The sequence below is a fragment of the Paraburkholderia sp. GAS448 genome (assembly GCF_050435685.1).
GTDB lineage: Bacteria > Pseudomonadota > Gammaproteobacteria > Burkholderiales > Burkholderiaceae > Paraburkholderia.
The window spans coordinates 143,476-159,604 of sequence record NZ_JBNDKT010000004.1 but is presented as its reverse complement, the minus strand read 5'-3'; the positions used below and the strand labels follow the sequence as shown (position 1 = coordinate 159,604).

Annotated in this window: 15 protein-coding genes and 2 pseudogenes; 14 read left to right on the top strand and 3 right to left on the bottom strand. The window is 59.7% G+C overall.

The annotated features are described in order from the left end of the window. Nucleotides 1–11 precede the first annotated feature (11 nt). Complete coding sequence (locus tag P3T23_RS09580) at nt 12–452, top strand: acyl-CoA thioesterase (protein ID WP_429315935.1); 441 nt, start codon at nt 12–14, stop codon at nt 450–452. Between the two features lie 107 nt (nt 453–559). Next, nucleotides 560–811 (top strand): annotated as a pseudogene (locus P3T23_RS09575) (tautomerase family protein); the annotation flags it as partial. A gap of 137 nt (nt 812–948) precedes the next feature. On the opposite strand, the gene P3T23_RS09570 reads toward P3T23_RS09575, so the two are convergent. Then, nucleotides 949–1,380: a MarR family winged helix-turn-helix transcriptional regulator gene (locus P3T23_RS09570; RefSeq protein WP_429315934.1), complete on the bottom strand. Its 432-nt coding sequence runs from the start codon at nt 1,378–1,380 to the stop codon at nt 949–951. 464 nt (nt 1,381–1,844) lie between these two features. Here P3T23_RS09570 and P3T23_RS09565 point away from each other — a divergent pair, with 464 nt between their 5' ends. From P3T23_RS09565 to P3T23_RS09545, 5 genes are all read left to right on the top strand, one after another. After that, nucleotides 1,845–2,243 (top strand): tautomerase family protein, encoded by a 399-nt coding sequence (locus P3T23_RS09565; protein WP_429315933.1) that lies wholly within the window; start codon nt 1,845–1,847, stop codon nt 2,241–2,243. A gap of 44 nt (nt 2,244–2,287) precedes the next feature. Beyond that, a complete protein-coding gene (locus tag P3T23_RS09560; RefSeq protein ID WP_429315932.1) occupies nt 2,288–3,631 on the top strand; it encodes an MFS transporter in 1,344 nt (447 codons plus the stop codon). Between the two features lie 348 nt (nt 3,632–3,979). Then, nucleotides 3,980–4,738 (top strand): SDR family NAD(P)-dependent oxidoreductase, encoded by a 759-nt coding sequence (locus P3T23_RS09555; RefSeq protein WP_429315931.1) that lies wholly within the window; start codon nt 3,980–3,982, stop codon nt 4,736–4,738. A gap of 180 nt (nt 4,739–4,918) precedes the next feature. Then, complete coding sequence (locus P3T23_RS09550) at nt 4,919–5,200, top strand: hypothetical protein (RefSeq protein WP_429315930.1); 282 nt, start codon at nt 4,919–4,921, stop codon at nt 5,198–5,200. A 110-nt stretch (nt 5,201–5,310) separates the two neighbouring features. Continuing rightward, nucleotides 5,311–5,706, top strand: coding sequence for a tautomerase family protein (locus tag P3T23_RS09545; protein WP_429315929.1), 396 nt, complete (start codon nt 5,311–5,313; stop codon nt 5,704–5,706). Nucleotides 5,707–5,718: 12 nt separating this feature from the next. On the opposite strand, the gene P3T23_RS09540 is transcribed toward P3T23_RS09545, so the two are convergent. Further along, nucleotides 5,719–6,666: a GlxA family transcriptional regulator gene (locus P3T23_RS09540; RefSeq protein WP_429315928.1), complete on the bottom strand. Its 948-nt coding sequence runs from the start codon at nt 6,664–6,666 to the stop codon at nt 5,719–5,721. Nucleotides 6,667–6,847: 181 nt separating this feature from the next. On the opposite strand from P3T23_RS09540, the gene P3T23_RS09535 reads away from it, so the two are divergent. The 7 genes and pseudogenes from P3T23_RS09535 to P3T23_RS09505 all read left to right on the top strand — a co-directional run bounded on the left by P3T23_RS09535 (nt 6,848) and on the right by P3T23_RS09505 (nt 14,864). Next, nucleotides 6,848–7,657: an SDR family NAD(P)-dependent oxidoreductase gene (locus tag P3T23_RS09535; protein WP_120310692.1), complete on the top strand. Its 810-nt coding sequence runs from the start codon at nt 6,848–6,850 to the stop codon at nt 7,655–7,657. A gap of 33 nt (nt 7,658–7,690) precedes the next feature. Continuing rightward, a complete protein-coding gene (locus P3T23_RS09530) occupies nt 7,691–8,557 on the top strand; it encodes a type 1 glutamine amidotransferase domain-containing protein (RefSeq protein ID WP_429315927.1) in 867 nt (288 codons plus the stop codon). 300 nt (nt 8,558–8,857) lie between these two features. Continuing rightward, nucleotides 8,858–10,156, top strand: a complete 1,299-nt coding sequence (locus tag P3T23_RS09525) for a c-type cytochrome (protein WP_429315926.1) — start codon at nt 8,858–8,860, stop codon at nt 10,154–10,156. Beyond that, a complete protein-coding gene (locus tag P3T23_RS09520; RefSeq protein ID WP_429315925.1) occupies nt 10,153–10,620 on the top strand; it encodes a (2Fe-2S)-binding protein in 468 nt (155 codons plus the stop codon). Before P3T23_RS09525 ends, P3T23_RS09520 begins: the two co-directional genes overlap by 4 nt. After that, the gene (locus P3T23_RS09515) at nt 10,617–12,950 is read left to right on the top strand and encodes a molybdopterin cofactor-binding domain-containing protein (RefSeq protein ID WP_429315924.1); all 2,334 of its coding nucleotides are present in this window, start codon (nt 10,617–10,619) and stop codon (nt 12,948–12,950) included. Before P3T23_RS09520 ends, P3T23_RS09515 begins: the two co-directional genes overlap by 4 nt. Nucleotides 12,951–12,964: 14 nt before the next feature. Further along, nucleotides 12,965–14,282: pseudogene (locus P3T23_RS09510) on the top strand (dicarboxylate/amino acid:cation symporter). A 141-nt stretch (nt 14,283–14,423) separates the two neighbouring features. Then, nucleotides 14,424–14,864: a tautomerase family protein gene (locus P3T23_RS09505; RefSeq protein WP_429315923.1), complete on the top strand. Its 441-nt coding sequence runs from the start codon at nt 14,424–14,426 to the stop codon at nt 14,862–14,864. A gap of 177 nt (nt 14,865–15,041) precedes the next feature. Here the strand turns inward: P3T23_RS09505 and P3T23_RS09500 are convergent, their stop codons facing one another. Beyond that, on the bottom strand, nt 15,042–16,058 hold the full coding sequence (locus P3T23_RS09500; protein WP_429315922.1) for a lactonase family protein: 1,017 nt from the start codon (nt 16,056–16,058) through the stop codon (nt 15,042–15,044). Between the last annotated feature and the right edge of the window lie 71 nt (nt 16,059–16,129).

Genomic DNA, 16,129 nt, shown 5'->3' with positions numbered 1-16,129 from the left:
AGGAAACGCTCATGACACGGACCAAGCCGCGGCCGCGAACCGACTTTCACTGGTTCTGCCAGGTTAATACCCAGTGGAAAGACATCGACATCTACGGGCACGTGAATAACGCTGTTCACTACACGTGGTTTGACACTGCAGTCAATGGATGGCTCGTCGAACGAGGTCTCCTGGACCCGGTTCGCGGTGAGGCTGTCGGTTTGGTCGTGCACACGAGCTGCGAGTACTTTGACGAGGTCGTCTTTCCAGACCTCGTCACCTGTGGACTGTCCGTAAGCAGAGTGGGTACAACCAGCGTAACCTATGAGATCAGCCTGTTCAGAAACGACAGTAATCAGTCGTTCGCGCATGGCACCTTCGTTCACGCCTACGTCGACCGTATCACTCGCCGGCCGGTCCCGCTTTCTGACGATCTACGTAGCGCGGTGCAACAAATTCAGGGCAGTCGCTGAGAGTCTCTTTGCTGGCGTAGCCAGATCAACTATCTAAAGTGAACGTGTGAAGACAGCGGGCGTAGTGAGCGCTACGGCCGCCGTCCGCTTTGCTTCAGGAGTTCCGCATGCTGTATCTGCAGTTGGACGTGACCGGCACGTATCCGGTAGAGGCCAAGAAAGCGCTTGCGCAGAAAATGGCGTCGACGTATGCCGACATGATGAAGGTAGACATACGACGCATCAGCATCGCCATTCGAGAAGTGGGCAATGGCGGCGTCTGGAGAATCGTGGACGGAGAACCCGTTTCCGCCGCCGTGATGATGTGTGACATTCGAAGGGGACGAACACCCGAACTGCGCATGCAGGTCGCGAAGGCAAGATCGGCGCGCGATGACGCCCAAATTTTAAAACGCCAAGCCTGCTCCGTGTTACAACCTCACCGGGAAGGCATAACGCCCAGGCAAAAGAAAAAAAGCGGAGCAATTCGTGCTCCGCTTCTCCGGGCGACGGCAGCCTATCGTTCGCCGCCAAACTGCTGCAGTGTCTCCAGTGCTTCCAGAAGCACGTCCTTGGCAGGTCCCTTCAAATATTTCTTGAGTTCCTTCTCGACTTGGGTCTGCGCCGCGCGCCAGTGCGGCTCAGCCTTTTTCAATACACGGGCACCGGCGGGGCTAAGCTTCGCCAGCTTATAGCGCGCATCCTCATCGCTCGATACCTCAACCCATCCCGCATCGATTAGCAACTTGATGTTGCGCGAGATTGTCGTCTTGTCGAGCGACAACTCAGTCGCAATCTCGTTGTAGGTTGCCGAGCCGAGGCGGTCGAGACCACGCAACAGGGTGAGCTGCGTGATCTTCAGACCCACCGGGCGCAAAGCGTCGTCGTAAATGCTCGTCAGGGCGTTCGCCGAGCGCCTGAACTGGGTGCAATAGCATTCAGTGAACATCGACGGTCCTCCGGATAGACGAGCAGTGTATATGCAACTATCGTATCACCTCTCGACAGCGACGTGTAGAACCGGTGACCGGTTTGAAGTTAGATCTAAAATCGGACTCCGCGCCCATTCAGACTTTATGACAGGGGCATCGAGGGTCCGTAGGGTTCTCACTAGGTTTCAAACCTGTCCATCTTCACTAGACTGATGCATATACATCAGTTGTAGGTACATCTCTCCACGATTGAATCTAGCCGTTACAGTCAGGGGTGAGCGCATCAGAAGTGGTAGCAGACGAGACATTGCGCCTTGTTGGGGCCACCCGCGTCGCACTGTCACCTTACGTCCATATAGATGTATATGCAACCGAAAATTAACGCGATGCTGTCCGGTCCATGCAGTTTTTCGTAAGCTGCATACGTATTCAGTCCGGACACAACCCATAACCTGATTCGCCTCTCCAGGAGCTCTCGGAAATGCCCATCATCGTTTGCAACACTCGCGCAGGACTGGATGTCGCTGTCAAGCGGAAGATCGCGAAGGCGATCACCATCGCCGTCAACGAGACCATCAAATCCCCGCTCGAAATCATCAGCGTAATCTTTAATGACCTGGCGTCCGAAAGCAGCTACATAGGTGGAGAACCGGGCGGCGACACGCTCATCATGTGTAACATTCGCGCCGGTCGATCCGACGAAGCGAAGCTCACTCTTGTCAAAAAAGTGAGCGCCATTTTCAGCGATTTCGCGGGCATTCCAGAAGACCGCATCGAGACCGGCCTGCTTGAATTCGTTCCCAAGTTCATCATCCGCGGTGGCAAGCAGCTGCCCGATCCGCCTTACGCGTGGTCGACATCCGCACGATATGGGCTGTAGATAAATTCACGAAACTTTGCATACCTATGCATTAGGAGACAGGTTTGGATACCAAGCACTCGACTGCGGCAGGGCATTCGTTACCGAAGATGCTGACGATTGCGACCGCCAGTTTTATTGGAAGTGCCATTGAGTGGTTTGACTTCTTTCTTTACGGGATCACCTCGGCACTTGTTTTTGGCAAGCTGTATTTCCCCGGTGGAGATCCATTGACCGGGACGCTGCTGGCGTTCGGTACGTTCGCGGTCGGTTTCATCGCCCGGCCATTCGGCGGCATCGTCGCGGGCCATCTCGGCGACCGTGTCGGGCGCAAGTTCGTGCTGGTCACGACGCTGCTCGCAATGGGCTTTTCGACCACGCTCATCGGTCTTGTGCCGGCTTACAACAGCATCGGACTCGCTGCGCCGATCCTTCTGATCCTGCTGCGCATCGTGCAAGGCTTGGCCGTAGGCGGAGAATGGGGCGGGGCCGCGCTGATCGCCGTCGAGCACGCAAACCCGAACCGACGTGGCCTCTATGGCAGCTTCCCCCAGATGGGTCTTCCCGCAGGGCTGTGTATGGCAGTGGGCGGAATGGAACTGGCAAGTCGCCTGCCTGAAGCGGAGTTTCTGGCGTGGGGTTGGCGTATTCCGTTCCTGTTCAGTGCTGTCCTTGTCGCTGTCGGTCTCGTGATCCGACTCCGCATCGAAGAGCCGCCCGCTTTCAAGAAGGTACTTGACACCGATGCAACCGTCAAACTGCCTATCGTAGAGGCGGTTCGCCGGTTCCCAAGGGCGATCCTGATGTCTGCGGGACTCCGATTTGCGGACAATATTTTGTACTACGTATTTACCACCTTCGGCCTGACGTACATGACAAGCCATCTTGGCCTGCCGCGGAAGACGGTGCTTGTCGCGATTCTAATTGCCGCTGCGCTTGAACTGCTGACGAATCCACTTTTCGGCGCGTTATCTGACAAGTCTGGTCGAAAGCAGGTGGTAGTCTTTGGCGCATCGATTGCGGTGGTGGCGCCCTTCCCGTTCTTCCACATGATAGGAACTGGGAACCCGACGATGATCCTGCTTGCGCAAATCATGGTGCTCACGATTGCTCACGCTGCTGTGTTCTCGCCGATGGCCGCCTGGTTCGCCGAAATGTTCAGCCCCGAGGTGCGTTATAGCGGAGTGACGATTGGGTTCCAATTGGGCGCATTGGTTGCCGGTGCGCCGACGCCGCTAATCGCGACGGCGCTGCTCGCGAAGTACGGCGACTACACACCCGTGGCCATCTTCGCAATGATTGCGGCCGGCATCACGCTCGTCTGTGCCCTGTTCGCAAGGGTCGCCAACGATCGCAAAGCTCCTTCAACGGCGATGTTGATTCCGGCTAGCGGAACGCATGAAGGCTGAGCCGCGCTCCGTCGAGATTGATCGCTTCCGCGTGGAGGCGGAACCTGTACCTCGACGAACTGGAGTGGCCTGGAAATCGTGGGTGGCACAACGCACCGCACCTCACGCAACACCACACGACTGCATCAAGAAAATGAAACAATTCGCGACTGACGCTATCTTTTGCGCGAACGACCAAATGGCGATGGTCGCGACCTATCGGCGGGGCCACGCATCGTCAGTGGTCAACTAGTCGTGCCCGACTCTGCTCGCCGGCCTCCGAATGGACTGTCACAAATCGGCGGGCACACGGTGTGGACGCAGCCAGCGAAACAATCAATCAACCGGATTTGAATCAGAGAGGGACATATGTCTAAGGGACTTTTTAGTCTTGATGGTAAGACTGCTGTTGTGACTGGCGCGGGTCGTGGCCTTGGTGCGGACATCGCTTCTTTGCTCGCCGAATCCGGCGCGCACGTCTATCTGCTCAGCAGGGATGCCGGGGAACTGGATAAAGTCGCCGCTAGTATCCATCGAAACGGTGGCGCTTGCACTTCTGTTGTATGCGACCTCTTAAAAGATGACGAACTAGAGCGGACATTCTCCGAACTCCCGACGCTGGACATCCTCGTCAACAATGCGGGCACCAACATCCCTTCACGACTCGCGGACGTCAAAACTTCGGATCTGGACTTTGTCATCAGCTTGAATGTCAGGGCGACGTTCTTGGTAACCCGCGCGGCCGTTCGCAAGATGCTCGAATGCGAAGCGACTGGTGACCGTGCCATCATCAACATTTCGTCGCAGATGGGCCACGTGGGGGCACCTGATCGATCGGTGTACTGCATGACGAAGCACGCGATGGAAGGTCTTACGAAGGCAGCCGCTGTTGAACTCGCGCCCAGAATACGCGTGAACACGGTGGCACCTACGTTCGTCGATACCCCGATGACGCAGCCGTTCTTTGAGAACGAGCAGTTCAAGCGCTGGGTCTTCAACCGGATTCCGATGGGCCGTCTGCTTTCAAGTCACCAAGTCGCTGCGGCGGTGCTGTATCTTGCGTCTCCAGCTGCCGCAATGATCACCGGTACGAGTCTGCGTATCGACGGAGGATGGACGGCGCAGTAAGCGGGCTTGTCTGGCCGCGCCGGAACGATCGATCTGACGCGGCCGTGAGGCCGTAGGGCACGTGGTAGTCGCCGCGCTTACACCGAGGCAGGACGCGTCATTGCTTGGACCGGATAAGGCCGACATTCTCGCGAGCGACCGTTTAACCTGGCGATCAAACTCGCCATTCAGATTTCCGCCGTGACTCATGCGCTTTGGCAGCTCATTCGAGACGGCCTGGTCGAACTGCAGCCCGATGAGCTGGATGGGCGGGCCAAACCTGCCGCGCTAGCGCGCATGGGCGCAGCGCGGGTTCGTCAAGCGTTCATGCACTGGACTAAAGTCAACGAGCGTGTCGAGGCGGTACTCGGGCGGGAATCGGCCGCAGCGTTGCGCGCGCTCGCCGATCACGTCGCGTCGGATGAATGCCTGACCGCGTATGAAAGCGCTCGCGCAAGCAATCCCGCGGCGTCCGGAAAGTGATCCACGGCGAAGGAACGCAATCACTTGCGTGTCCGGAAACCTTGCACATCTGACATTGGAGAGGCACCGCGTCCTGTGAAAAAATGGGGCTTTCCAGGAGTGTTGACGCTATGCCCTACCTGCAACTGGACGTAAACGACCACTATTCAGTGGAAGACAAGCGGCGCCTGGCGCTGAAGATGAGCGAGACCTACGCGCGGATGATGTCGGTCGACATCAGGCGTATCAGCGTCGCGATTCGAGAGCTGGGAGATGGCGGTGTCTGGCGGATTCCCGAAGCCGGTGAAGAGCCCACCCCGGTCGCGGTCATGATGCTGGACGTCAGAAAGGGCAGGACGCCCGAACTGCGTATGGACGTGGCCAAAGCGCTGTGCGCGCACTGCATCGAAATTCTCGGCCTGCGTGAAGACCGGCTCAACGTCGAATTCACCCAGCATTCCGGGGATGAGATGTATCACCCGGCGCTGGGCGGCTATAGCCCGGAGTGGACGCCGGGCGAGCAGTAAGGCGAACTACGCTTAAAGCGCAAGGGGCGTGACACCCGACGCCCGCTGTATGGTTTGCGGTGGCTGACCGAATGCACGCAGGAACGCTTGACGCATCCGCTCCCGGTCACCAAAGCCGGTCTCTCTCGCGACGATCTCGATCGGGTGACGAGTCGTCTCCATCATCAGACGAGCGGCTTCAACGCGAAGCCGCTCGACTGCCTTCGCGGGCGATTGACCCGTTTCCTCACGAAACACACGGCTGAACTGACGCGGACTGAGCCGTGCCGCTTCGGCCAGCCGCTCGACCGACAAATCGCTCGCCAGGTTTTCGCTCGCGTAGGTGAGCGCCATCTGAACGCGGTCTGAGCGCGCGCCCATCTCCAGCAGCGCCGAAAACTGCGACTGACCGCCACCGCGACGCTGATAAAGCACGAGCTTGCGCGCAACCATGCGCGAGGTGTCCAGCCCGAAGTCGTTTTCGACGATCGCAAGCGCGAGATCCACGCCGGCGCTCATGCCGGCCGACGTCCAGATCTGTCCATCCACGACGAAGATGCGATCTTCTTCGAGCTGTACGTTCGGATACTGCTTCTGGAAGTCACGCGCGTGGAACCAGTGTGTCGTTGCGCGCTTTCCTTCCAGCAGACCTGCAGCAGCCAGAACAAATGCACCCGTACAGATCGACGCAATTCGCCGTGAATGGCGCGGCGCTTCCCGAAGGTAATCCACCAGCGCAGTCGAAGGCAGGCGGCATTCGTTGTCGCCCGCCACGATGAGGGTGTCGTAGCCCTCTTTGGCAAGTGGTTCGCTATGAACCGAAAACCCCTGGGACGAAGCGATAGGTCCACCGTGCTCGGACACGATGCTGAATTCGTAAGCTGCTTCGCCGCGCAGCAGATTGGCGTATTCGAAGACGCTCGCCACTGCGAGCGCGAGCGACTGGAAGTTGGGATAGACGACAAGTCCGACGGTATGCATTGATGCCTCGCGAGTCATGGCTTGATTCGTTGAAAGTAGCACAGAACGGACAGCGGCGGCGTAGGTGAAGGCATGGCATAAATCATTGCATATATGGCATTGATGTCGTGGGTGACCGAGCTCAGAATTCGCTCCATGAACCGACGCCTGTTGGTTCAACCACCCACTCAAAGGACTGAAAATGACTTCCTCTACGAACGGTTTCGCGCTGATCACCGGCGCGTCGGCTGGCATTGGCGCCATCTACGCTGATCGTCTCGCCAAGCGCGGCTTCGACCTCATTCTGGTTGCACGCAACCAGACCCGACTGAACGCTCTCGCAGAGCGCCTCACGAAAGAGACGGGCCGCTCGATCGAAACGATTGCCGCGGATCTCAACGACAAGGCTGCGCTCGCGAAAATCGAGACCCTGCTTCGCGAAGACCCGCGCATCACGATGCTGGTGAACAACGCGGGCGTCGGCTCGGTTGCATCGGTTCTCGACGGTCACGTCGACTCCATGGAATCGATGATCAACCTGAACATCACGGCACTGACGCGTCTCACCTACGCGGTTGCGCCTGCGTTCGTCGCCAAGGGCTCGGGCACGATCATCAACATCAGTTCGGTGGTCGGCATTGCAGTCGAACTGCTGAACGGTGTGTACAGCGCCTCGAAATCGTACGTGCTGAGCTTCGGCCATGCGCTTCAGCGCGACCTCGCAGGCAAGGGCGTGCGTGTGCAGACCGTGCTGCCGGCAGCGACGGCAACCGAGTTCTGGGACGTCGCCGGCTATGCGAAGCAAAAGGAAGCCGCGAGCACGATGACGGCCGACGATCTGGTGGATGCCGCGCTCGCAGGCCTCGATCAGGGCGAACTCGTGACCATCCCGACGCTGCACGATGGCGACGACTGGACGAAGTGGGAAGCCGACCGTCGCGCGCTGGCTCCCCGGTTCGCGAATGCCAAGGCCGCGCCGCGCTACACGTCGAACGCCACGACCGCCCAGTAAGCCCACCAACCCATAATGCGAAAGAGATTGATCATGAACCTCCTTAAATTCGGCGCTGCTGCGTTCGCGATGGCCAGTGCCTTTGCATTGCCGGTGGGCGCGTCGGCACAGTCACGCGGCAAGGTCCTCGTTGTGATGTCGAGCGCGCATGAGCTCGACCTGCGCGATGGCAAGCACTACGAGACCGGCTACTACCTGAACGAGTTCGTCGTGCCGTATCGCAAGCTCGTCGAGGCAGGCTACGAGCCGGTCATCGCGAACCCGAAAGGCGACATGCCCGTCATGGACGCCAATTCGAACAACAAGATGTTTTTTGGCGGCGATGACGCGGCGCGCGCTGACGCACTGAAGTACGCGCAAGGCATCGCGCAGCTGAAGCAACCCAAGACGCTCGCTTCGGTGGTCGCCGAGGGAACAGGCGGCTATGTCGGGCTCTTCATTCCGGGTGGCCACGCCCCGATGGTGGATCTGCTGAAGGACCGCAATCTCGGCAAGATCCTGGTCAGCTTCCATGACAGCGGCCGTCCGACTGGAATCATCTGCCACGGACCCATCGTGCTGCTGTCCACGCTGAAGGACCCGGACGCCTTCGTCGGATCGATGATCGCCAATGATGGTAAGGCGAATTCACTCGCTGCAGGCTGGCCGTATGCCGGTTATCGCATGACCGTGTTCTCCACGGGTGAAGAGCAGCAACTCGAAGGCCCGAACGGTCTCGGCGGCAATGTTCAGTTCTATCCCGTGAATGCACTCGCAGAAGCGGGCGCGCATGTCGATACGGTCGCGAACTGGCACAGCAACGTGGTCGTCGATCGCGAACTGATTACGGGTCAGCAGCCGATGTCGGCACCGGAATTCGGTGACGTCCTGGTGGCGAAACTGAAAGCGCGCACGAACTGATCCAGGTTATCGAGCAAGTTCGTGAAAGGACTGGATGCGTTGTATCCGGTCCTTTTTTCATGGGTTTCCCGATGACCTGAAAACCCTGCTTATTCGACATGGTTTGAGGCACCGGCGTCATCTAAGGTAGTGGCAACAGGTTTCTGGGGGCGCCTGCGGCGGTCGCCGTTCCGGTTCCTCAGGTTCCTTTAATCCTCCGGTGAAACTCGTCGGTGAACACGCCAACGGTTGGAGAGGGATGCAATGTCGAGAGATCAGGATACATCGCCGCAAGAAGCGCCACGATCGGAGCGTCGTCGTATGAGGCGCGTCGGGGCGTGGGTAGCGGCAGTGCTTGTCATAGGCGTGTGCGGATTTATTGCATTCGCCTGGAGGCCGGCACTTTCGGAAGTGCCGACACCTGACCCGTCGAGCTTTTCGCCCGCTTTGATACAGCAAGGCGCGCGTCTTGCCGCTGCGGGATTCTGCGCGAGCTGTCATACGGTCATGGGCGGCAGGTCATTTGCCGGCGGCTACGCAATGAAGACGGGCTTCGGCACCATCTACTCCACCAACATCTCACCGGATCGCGAGACGGGCATTGGTTCGTGGTCGGAAGAAGCCTTTCTCCGCGCCATGCGTGAAGGCGTGGCGCGCGACGGGTCGCATCTTTTTCCCGCCTTTCCCTACGACCACTTCACCAGGCTGTCGGACGAGGACATTCACGCGCTGTACGCATTCGTCATGACACAGCAGCCCGTGCACGCAGAGAACCATCCGAACGAGATGCCGTTTCCGTTTGGCATCCGGGCGCTTCAGGCGGGATGGAAGCTGTTGTTTTTCCATCCGGAGCGATTCGAACCGCGAGACGATCGATCGCCCGCCTGGAATCGCGGCGCTTATCTCGCCGAGGGGCTGAGCCACTGTTCCGCCTGCCACACGCCGCGCGGTCCGCTGGGCGACGAACTCACGAGTCGTCTCTATCAGGGTGCATCGGTCGACGGCTGGTTCGCGCCGGCTTTGACCGCGGCCAATCCTGCGCCGGTGCCGTGGACGTCAGCGGAACTGCACGACTATCTGACGACCGGAGCGAGCCACTATCACGGAACAGCGGCAGGGCCGATGGCGCCCGTCACGCAGGGACTCGGCGCTCTCAGTGCCGAAGACCAGCAGGCGCTGGTGACCTACGTCGAGTCGCTCGGCGACGGCGATGCGAGGGCTGCTCATACGGCTTCGGCGGTGTCATCGGCGCTCGACGTCGATGCGCAGGATCGTAGCCGTATGGCAAGTGCGGGAGGCCGTCTGTTCGTCGCCGCGTGCGCCTCGTGCCATTACAACCGGGCGCCCGACGTCAATCCAGACAGGCCGGAGCTGGGGGTGAACAGCGCCGTATTTCTGGACGATCCGTCGAACCTCATTCGCGTGATTCTGTATGGCATCAACGCGAAGGACGGCGCCGCCGGCATCGTGATGCCCGGTTTCGCACGTGGCTTGACGGACCACGATGTAGCGAGCATCGCCGGTTATTTGCGCAGTACCCGAACGACCAAAGCGCCGTGGCCGGATCTCGGGAAACAGGTTGCAGCGATCCGTGCCGCAGGGCCAGGAGAAATTCGATGACAACGTTTCGTATCAATGGCCGTCCCGCCACGGTCGACACGAATCCGCAAACACCGCTGTTGTGGGTCATTCGTGACGAGGTCGGCTTGAAAGGCACCAAATTCGGCTGCGGGATTGGCATGTGTGGTGCGTGCACGGTCCATGTCGGTGGTCGCCCGACGCGCTCGTGCGTCACGCAGCTAGGTGCCGTGGAGGGCGCCGATATCACGACGATCGAAGGGCTCGATCCGCACGGCCAGCATCCCGTGCAACGTGCATGGAGAGAACTGCAGGTTCCCCAGTGCGGCTATTGCCAGTCCGGTCAGATCATGCAGGCGGCCGCCATGCTCAAAGACTTTCCCGATCCAACCGACGCGGATATCGACGCAGTGATGACTGGCAATCTATGCCGATGCATGACGTATTCGCGTATCCGGGAAGCAGTCAGACGGGCTGCGCGGGAACTGGCGGAGAACAAGGCATGAGCAGGACCCAGCATGGCGGCGAAGATTCGGTCATCAATCTGTCGCGCCGTTCTTTTCTGGTGGCGACAGTTGCCACAGGCGCGTTCTTCGGCTTTTCGCAGGCCGCGTTCGCGCTCAATGCGTTCGGAGGCGCGTCGCCGGCGTCAGCATCAGCGACATCGGGCGAGCCGGTCTTCGAGCCGACCGTGTGGTTCGGGATCGACCACGAAGGCGTTGTGTCCGTGAACGTCCCGAAGGCCGAGATGGGTCAGCACATCGGCACAGCCATAGCGCGGATTCTGGCCGACGAACTCGAAGCCGACTGGACCATGGTCCGGATCGTGGGTGTCGATACCAATCCCAGATGGGGGTTCATGGTCACGGGCGGAAGTACATCGGTGTGGGCGACGTTCCCGGTATTTAGCCGGGCGGGTGCGGCCGGTCGTATGGCATTGATCGAAGCAGGTGCGAAGCTGCTGGATGTGTCCGCTGCACGATGTGTTGCCAGGAATGGCGCCGTCCATGCGAATGGCCGTTCAATCAGCTACGGCGAGATCGTGCGCCGCGGCAACCTCGGACGCCGCTTTTCCGCTGACGAGCTGAAAGCGCTGCCGATCAAAGGCGCCGCCAATCGTACGTTGATCGGAAAGCCGACCCGGGCGCTCGACGTTCCCGACAAAACCATCGGCGCGGCGGTCTATGGCATCGACGTCGACGTGCCAGGCATGGTCTACGGTCGGCCGAAGCTACCGCCCACACGCTACGGATCGAAGGTGCTCTCGATCGACGACAGTGCTGCGCGAGGCGTCAAAGGCTACCTGCGTAGCGTGGCGCTGGACGATCCGTCCGGAACGGTACCTGGCTGGGTTATGGTGATAGCGGACAGCTTCTACGCGGCGCTACGCGCGGTCGATCTCGTGAAGGTGAAGTGGCAGGTTGGCGACACGGCAACGGTATCCGAAAAGGATCTGTTCGACCATGCCGCAGCGCTGGTGGCTGACAGGAGCCAGGGCGCGCTGCTCGACACAGGCGGAGGTGATGTCGACGGTGGCCTCGCACGAGCAGCCAAGACGCTCGAAGGCACTTACACCACAACAGGTGTGCTGCATTTTCAACTCGAACCCGTCAACGCCGTCGCGTTCGAGAAAGACGGCGTCTTCGAAATTCACACCGGCAATCAGGCGCAGGGCTTCATTCTGCCCGTCCTCGCCAAAGCGCTTCAGGTTCCGGTAGAACGCATTGTCATGCGGACGTACCTGATAGGCGGCGGCTTCGGCCGAAGGCTAAACGGCGACTACGCGGTTCCTGCGGCGCTGACCGCGAAAGCGCTGGAACGTCCGTTCAAGATGGTGCTGACCCGCGAAGACGACACGCGGCTCGACTCGCTGCGCTCGCCCACGCTACAGCGGCTACGCCTTGGCTGGAATAACGATGGAAAGATCGTGGCGATGGAACACGTCGCGGTTGCAGGCTGGCCCAGTCTGACTGTGTTTCCGGGAAACATGCAGAAGGGCACCAATGGTGCACCGTACGATCCGTTCTCGATCTCGGGCGCGGACCACTGGTACGACGTGGGCGCACTGCGGGTCCGTGCAGTCAACAACGATCTCGCACAAAAGAGCTTTCGTCCGGGGTGGTTGCGTGCAGTCGCGCCAGGATGGACGAACTGGGCGGTCGAGTCGTTCATGGACGAGGTCGCGCATGTGCAGAAAATCGATCCCGTGGCGCTGCGTCTCGCGCACCTCACAGGCGCGGGCCGGAACGCCGGCGCCGCGCCGAGTTCGACGGGTGGCGCGCTGCGGCAGGCCAACGTCATCCGGCGCGTGGCAGCGCGTGCGGGTTGGGGACGCGCGATGCCGCCCGACACGGGTCTCGGCCTTGCCAGTTCGTTCGGACAGGAGCGCGCAATGCCGACATGGTGTGCGTGCGTGGCGCAGGTCAAGATAGACCGGCAGACGGGACACGTAACGGTGCAAAAGTTGTGGATGGAGATCGATGCGGGCTCGATCATCGATCCCGATGGTGCCATGGCGCAGGCCCAGGGCGCGACGTTGTGGGGCTTGAGCATGGCGCTCTACGAAGGCACCGGATTCGAAGATGGGTATGTGAAGGATCTGAATCTGGATACCTATACGCCGCTGCGCATGGCGGACGTTCCGGACATGGACATCGCCTTTGTGGACAGCACGGAGGCGCCTGTCGGACTTGGCGAACCTCCGACTACCGTGGTCGCACCGGCGATCGGCAACGCGATTTTTGCCGCTGTGGGCGTGCGGATGCGCCACCTACCTGTCCGGGCAACGGATATCAGGCTGGCACTGGATCAGGCCCGGCAGAAGACCACGAGCTAACGGAAAACGACATCATGAGACAACCCTTCTACAAAGTTCTGTACGTGCAGGTGCTGCTGGCGATTGCCGCTGGCGTTCTGCTCGGTCACCTGTACCCGCAGTACGCGACCGCAATGAAGCCGCTCGGGGACGCATTCATCAGGCTCATTCGCATGATCATCGGACCGGTGATCTTCTGTACGGTGGTGACGGGCATCAGCAGCATGAGCGATCTGAAAAAGGTGGGACGCGTCGGTGGAAAGGCGCTGGTCTACTTCGAGGTCGTGTCATCCATTGCTTTGGCGATCGGCTTGCTGGCCGGCCATGTGCTGCATCCTGGCGACGGGTTCAATGTGTTGGTCGCGTCGCTGGACACACGGGCGATTGCAGGCTTCGTCAGCCAGTCGGAACATCTCGACGGGCTGACCGGCTTTCTGTTCGGGATCATTCCCGTGTCGTTCTTCGATGCGTTTGCCAAGGGCGACACGCTGCCCATCCTTTTCGTATCCATCATGTTCGGCATTGCGATCTCTGCGGCGGGGGAGCAGGCAAGCGGCGTAACGGCCATGATTGAAAAGCTGTCTGCAGTGTTCTTCTCTCTGGTCAAGATCATCACGAAAGCTGCGCCTGCCGGTGCATTCGGTGCGATATCGTTCACCGTCGGGAAGTACGGAATTGCATCGTTGATACCGCTCTTCAAGCTGATCCTGACGTTCTACGTGACGGCGTTCATCTTTGTTGCAGTGGTGCTTGGGACTGTTGCCAGGATGGCGGGGTTTAGCGTGTTCCGGCTTCTCGCCTATCTGAAGGATGAACTGTTAATTGTGCTTGGAACGAGCACGTCCGAAGCGGTGCTTCCTCAATTGATGCAGAAGCTGGAAAGACTGGGCTGCTCGAAAGCGGTGGTTGGTCTGGTCGTGCCTACCGGGTACTCGTTCAACCTTGACGGCGCCAACATTTATATGACGCTCGCCGTTCTGTTCCTTGCCCAGGCGACGAATATACATCTGACGACCGGTCAGGAATTGACGCTCCTGGCTGTAACCATGCTCACGTCCAAAGGTTGTCGGTGCAGGTTTTGTTGCGCTTGCGGCAAGTCTTGCGGTTGTGCCTACCGTTCCTGTGGCAGCAATGGTGCTCATCCTGGGTATCGATCGCTTCATGGCGGAATGCCGCTCGTTAGTGAACGTCATTGGCAATGCAGTAGCGGTTGTCGTGGTGTCGGCGTGGGAGGGGGAGCTCGACCGGTCGAAGATGCACGCGGTGCTTTACGGAGAGCGGGATCAACGCATCTCGATCGATGGATCGGTAACGCTGAATGGGTCACAATCTGTCGATAGCAAGACGCATTAATTCCGAGTCACCGATTTTCCGGCGCGGAAACAGATTCCTTGAGATATCGCGTCGTGGCCGTGAGGGACGAGGCGTATCCATCGCCCTAATTCGAGATTTGCAAATCCGCAACGTAGCGTGCAATCGCGACAGGAGAGCAGCATGCCAACTTATACCGTGATGGCGCCCGCTGGGCGGCTTACCGATCAACAGAAGCGGGAGATCGCGCGAGACATTACGCGCGTACACAGCGAGGCGACCGGCGCGCAAGGTTTCTTCGCGCAAGTGATTTTTCAGGCCATTCCGGCTGGCGATCACTTCCTCGGCGGAGCACCGCTCGTGTCGGATCAGTTATTCGTTCAAGGACAGATCCGTGCGGGCAGAAGCGCGGATCAGAAGAGGGGTTTGCTCGAAGCTCTCGTCACGCTTGTCGCAAACGCGACGGGCGCCGAAAAGCGCTCCGTTTGGGTGTATCTCTCTGAGTTACCGCCGTCCCAGATGGTTGAGTACGGTAAGGTGTTGCCCGCACCTGGAGCTGAATCGGAATGGCTCAATTCAATGCCGGAACCCGATCGCGAATTCCTTCTCGGTATTGGGAAATAAGTGTCTCCACGTCAGGACCATCCCTCTCGCGGGTTGCTGTAAGCCGGGCGCAAGAGGCCGAGATTCGGAAGAAGAAAGAAAAGTAAGAGAGGCTCCTGAATTGCCTCGCCGTCCAACGGCGGTTGCACTGTCCGTCCGTTTCCGTGTGCTTGACAGACAACTCGACGAGATGAACGACTACCCTCGGGAAATCGGAAGGGTCGCTTTGGGGGCCGATGGCGACCCTTGGCCGGCGATCGGCTCAATGACCGCATTGGTCGATGAGTTACCGACTGGGTGGTTGTCCGTTGTGCCCCGGAAGCTGTCATTGCAGTTGTAGCGGTCCGAACGGCAGTTGTGGGTCGGCTTCGGCCGATCGCCTCGGGTACGATTCTGCACAAAACGGCCGCTCACGTCGGACTGCACCCATGCACCGTCCTTCAATGCGCTACACGGGCAATCGACAGTGCCGGGGCGTGGCTCAACGAGAGCTCGCGGGCACGAGCATGGGTCGGGCATGACGTGATCGAGTCGTGGCTGCATCGGGACGCTGATACGGAGGCGGCAGCCAGTCGAAGGCCGAACACGTCCGAATCCCTGTCTTCGGCCTCGGAAGAAATCTGGCAGGCGCGCCTGTTGCGGGTGATGTGCCTGGCGCGCTGCGATCCCCTGGGCTCCCGGCGGTATGCCGGTAACTGAACCAAGCGGCTCGAGTGTGCCGTCAGGCGTCACGCGAAAGCCACTTACAGCGCCGTTGCCCTCCCGCACGTAGAGGAATTTGCTGCGACTGCTGAGCGCCATGTCGAGGGGAGCGCTAAGCGTACCTGCAGATGGATTGAGCAAGCTTAGCGTACCATCCGCCGCAATCCGCAGACTGCTGATCGTGCCGCTACCGGCATTGGCGGTATAGGCAAAACGTCCGTCGCCGGTTGTGACAGGCCAACAGGGGGTGGACTGGCCCAGGGGAATCGCTGCACTGATCGAAGTAAGATGCTTGCCGTCCTCGACTTCATATGAGGAAACCGAACCGGACCCGGCTTCGGAGACGATCGCATAACCTCGGATTGTGATGGAAAAGCCGAACGGCGTGACGCCGTTTGAGGCATGGGGTGTTGGAGTCGAGGCGTAGCCGGTGAAGCCGACGGAATACGTGTCAATGAGTTGTGTGCCCTTTTCGGTCACCAGCAATTCGTTGCCTTCCGGCGCGAACTTCACTTGCGCAGGCTGGGCGGAGGTTCCGCCGGCAAGTGGTCGCTGCGAACCGGTCCTCGACCTCTAACGGCGCG

What these genes read in the sequence shown, in the direction of transcription:
- P3T23_RS09565 (WP_429315933.1), top strand. Translation starts at nt 1,845, where the DNA reads ATGCCCATCATCGTTTGCAACACTCGCGCAGGACTGGATGTCGCTGTC.
- P3T23_RS09505 (WP_429315923.1), top strand. Translation starts at nt 14,424, where the DNA reads ATGCCAACTTATACCGTGATGGCGCCCGCTGGGCGGCTTACCGATCAA.
- P3T23_RS09545 (WP_429315929.1), top strand. Translation starts at nt 5,311, where the DNA reads ATGCCCTACCTGCAACTGGACGTAAACGACCACTATTCAGTGGAAGAC.
- P3T23_RS09530 (WP_429315927.1), top strand. Translation starts at nt 7,691, where the DNA reads ATGAACCTCCTTAAATTCGGCGCTGCTGCGTTCGCGATGGCCAGTGCC.
- P3T23_RS09540 (WP_429315928.1), bottom strand. Translation starts at nt 6,666, where the DNA reads ATGCATACCGTCGGACTTGTCGTCTATCCCAACTTCCAGTCGCTCGCG.
- P3T23_RS09580 (WP_429315935.1), top strand. Translation starts at nt 12, where the DNA reads ATGACACGGACCAAGCCGCGGCCGCGAACCGACTTTCACTGGTTCTGC.
- P3T23_RS09555 (WP_429315931.1), top strand. Translation starts at nt 3,980, where the DNA reads ATGTCTAAGGGACTTTTTAGTCTTGATGGTAAGACTGCTGTTGTGACT.
- P3T23_RS09535 (WP_120310692.1), top strand. Translation starts at nt 6,848, where the DNA reads ATGACTTCCTCTACGAACGGTTTCGCGCTGATCACCGGCGCGTCGGCT.
- P3T23_RS09515 (WP_429315924.1), top strand. Translation starts at nt 10,617, where the DNA reads ATGAGCAGGACCCAGCATGGCGGCGAAGATTCGGTCATCAATCTGTCG.
- P3T23_RS09520 (WP_429315925.1), top strand. Translation starts at nt 10,153, where the DNA reads ATGACAACGTTTCGTATCAATGGCCGTCCCGCCACGGTCGACACGAAT.
- P3T23_RS09570 (WP_429315934.1), bottom strand. Translation starts at nt 1,380, where the DNA reads ATGTTCACTGAATGCTATTGCACCCAGTTCAGGCGCTCGGCGAACGCC.
- P3T23_RS09525 (WP_429315926.1), top strand. Translation starts at nt 8,858, where the DNA reads ATGAGGCGCGTCGGGGCGTGGGTAGCGGCAGTGCTTGTCATAGGCGTG.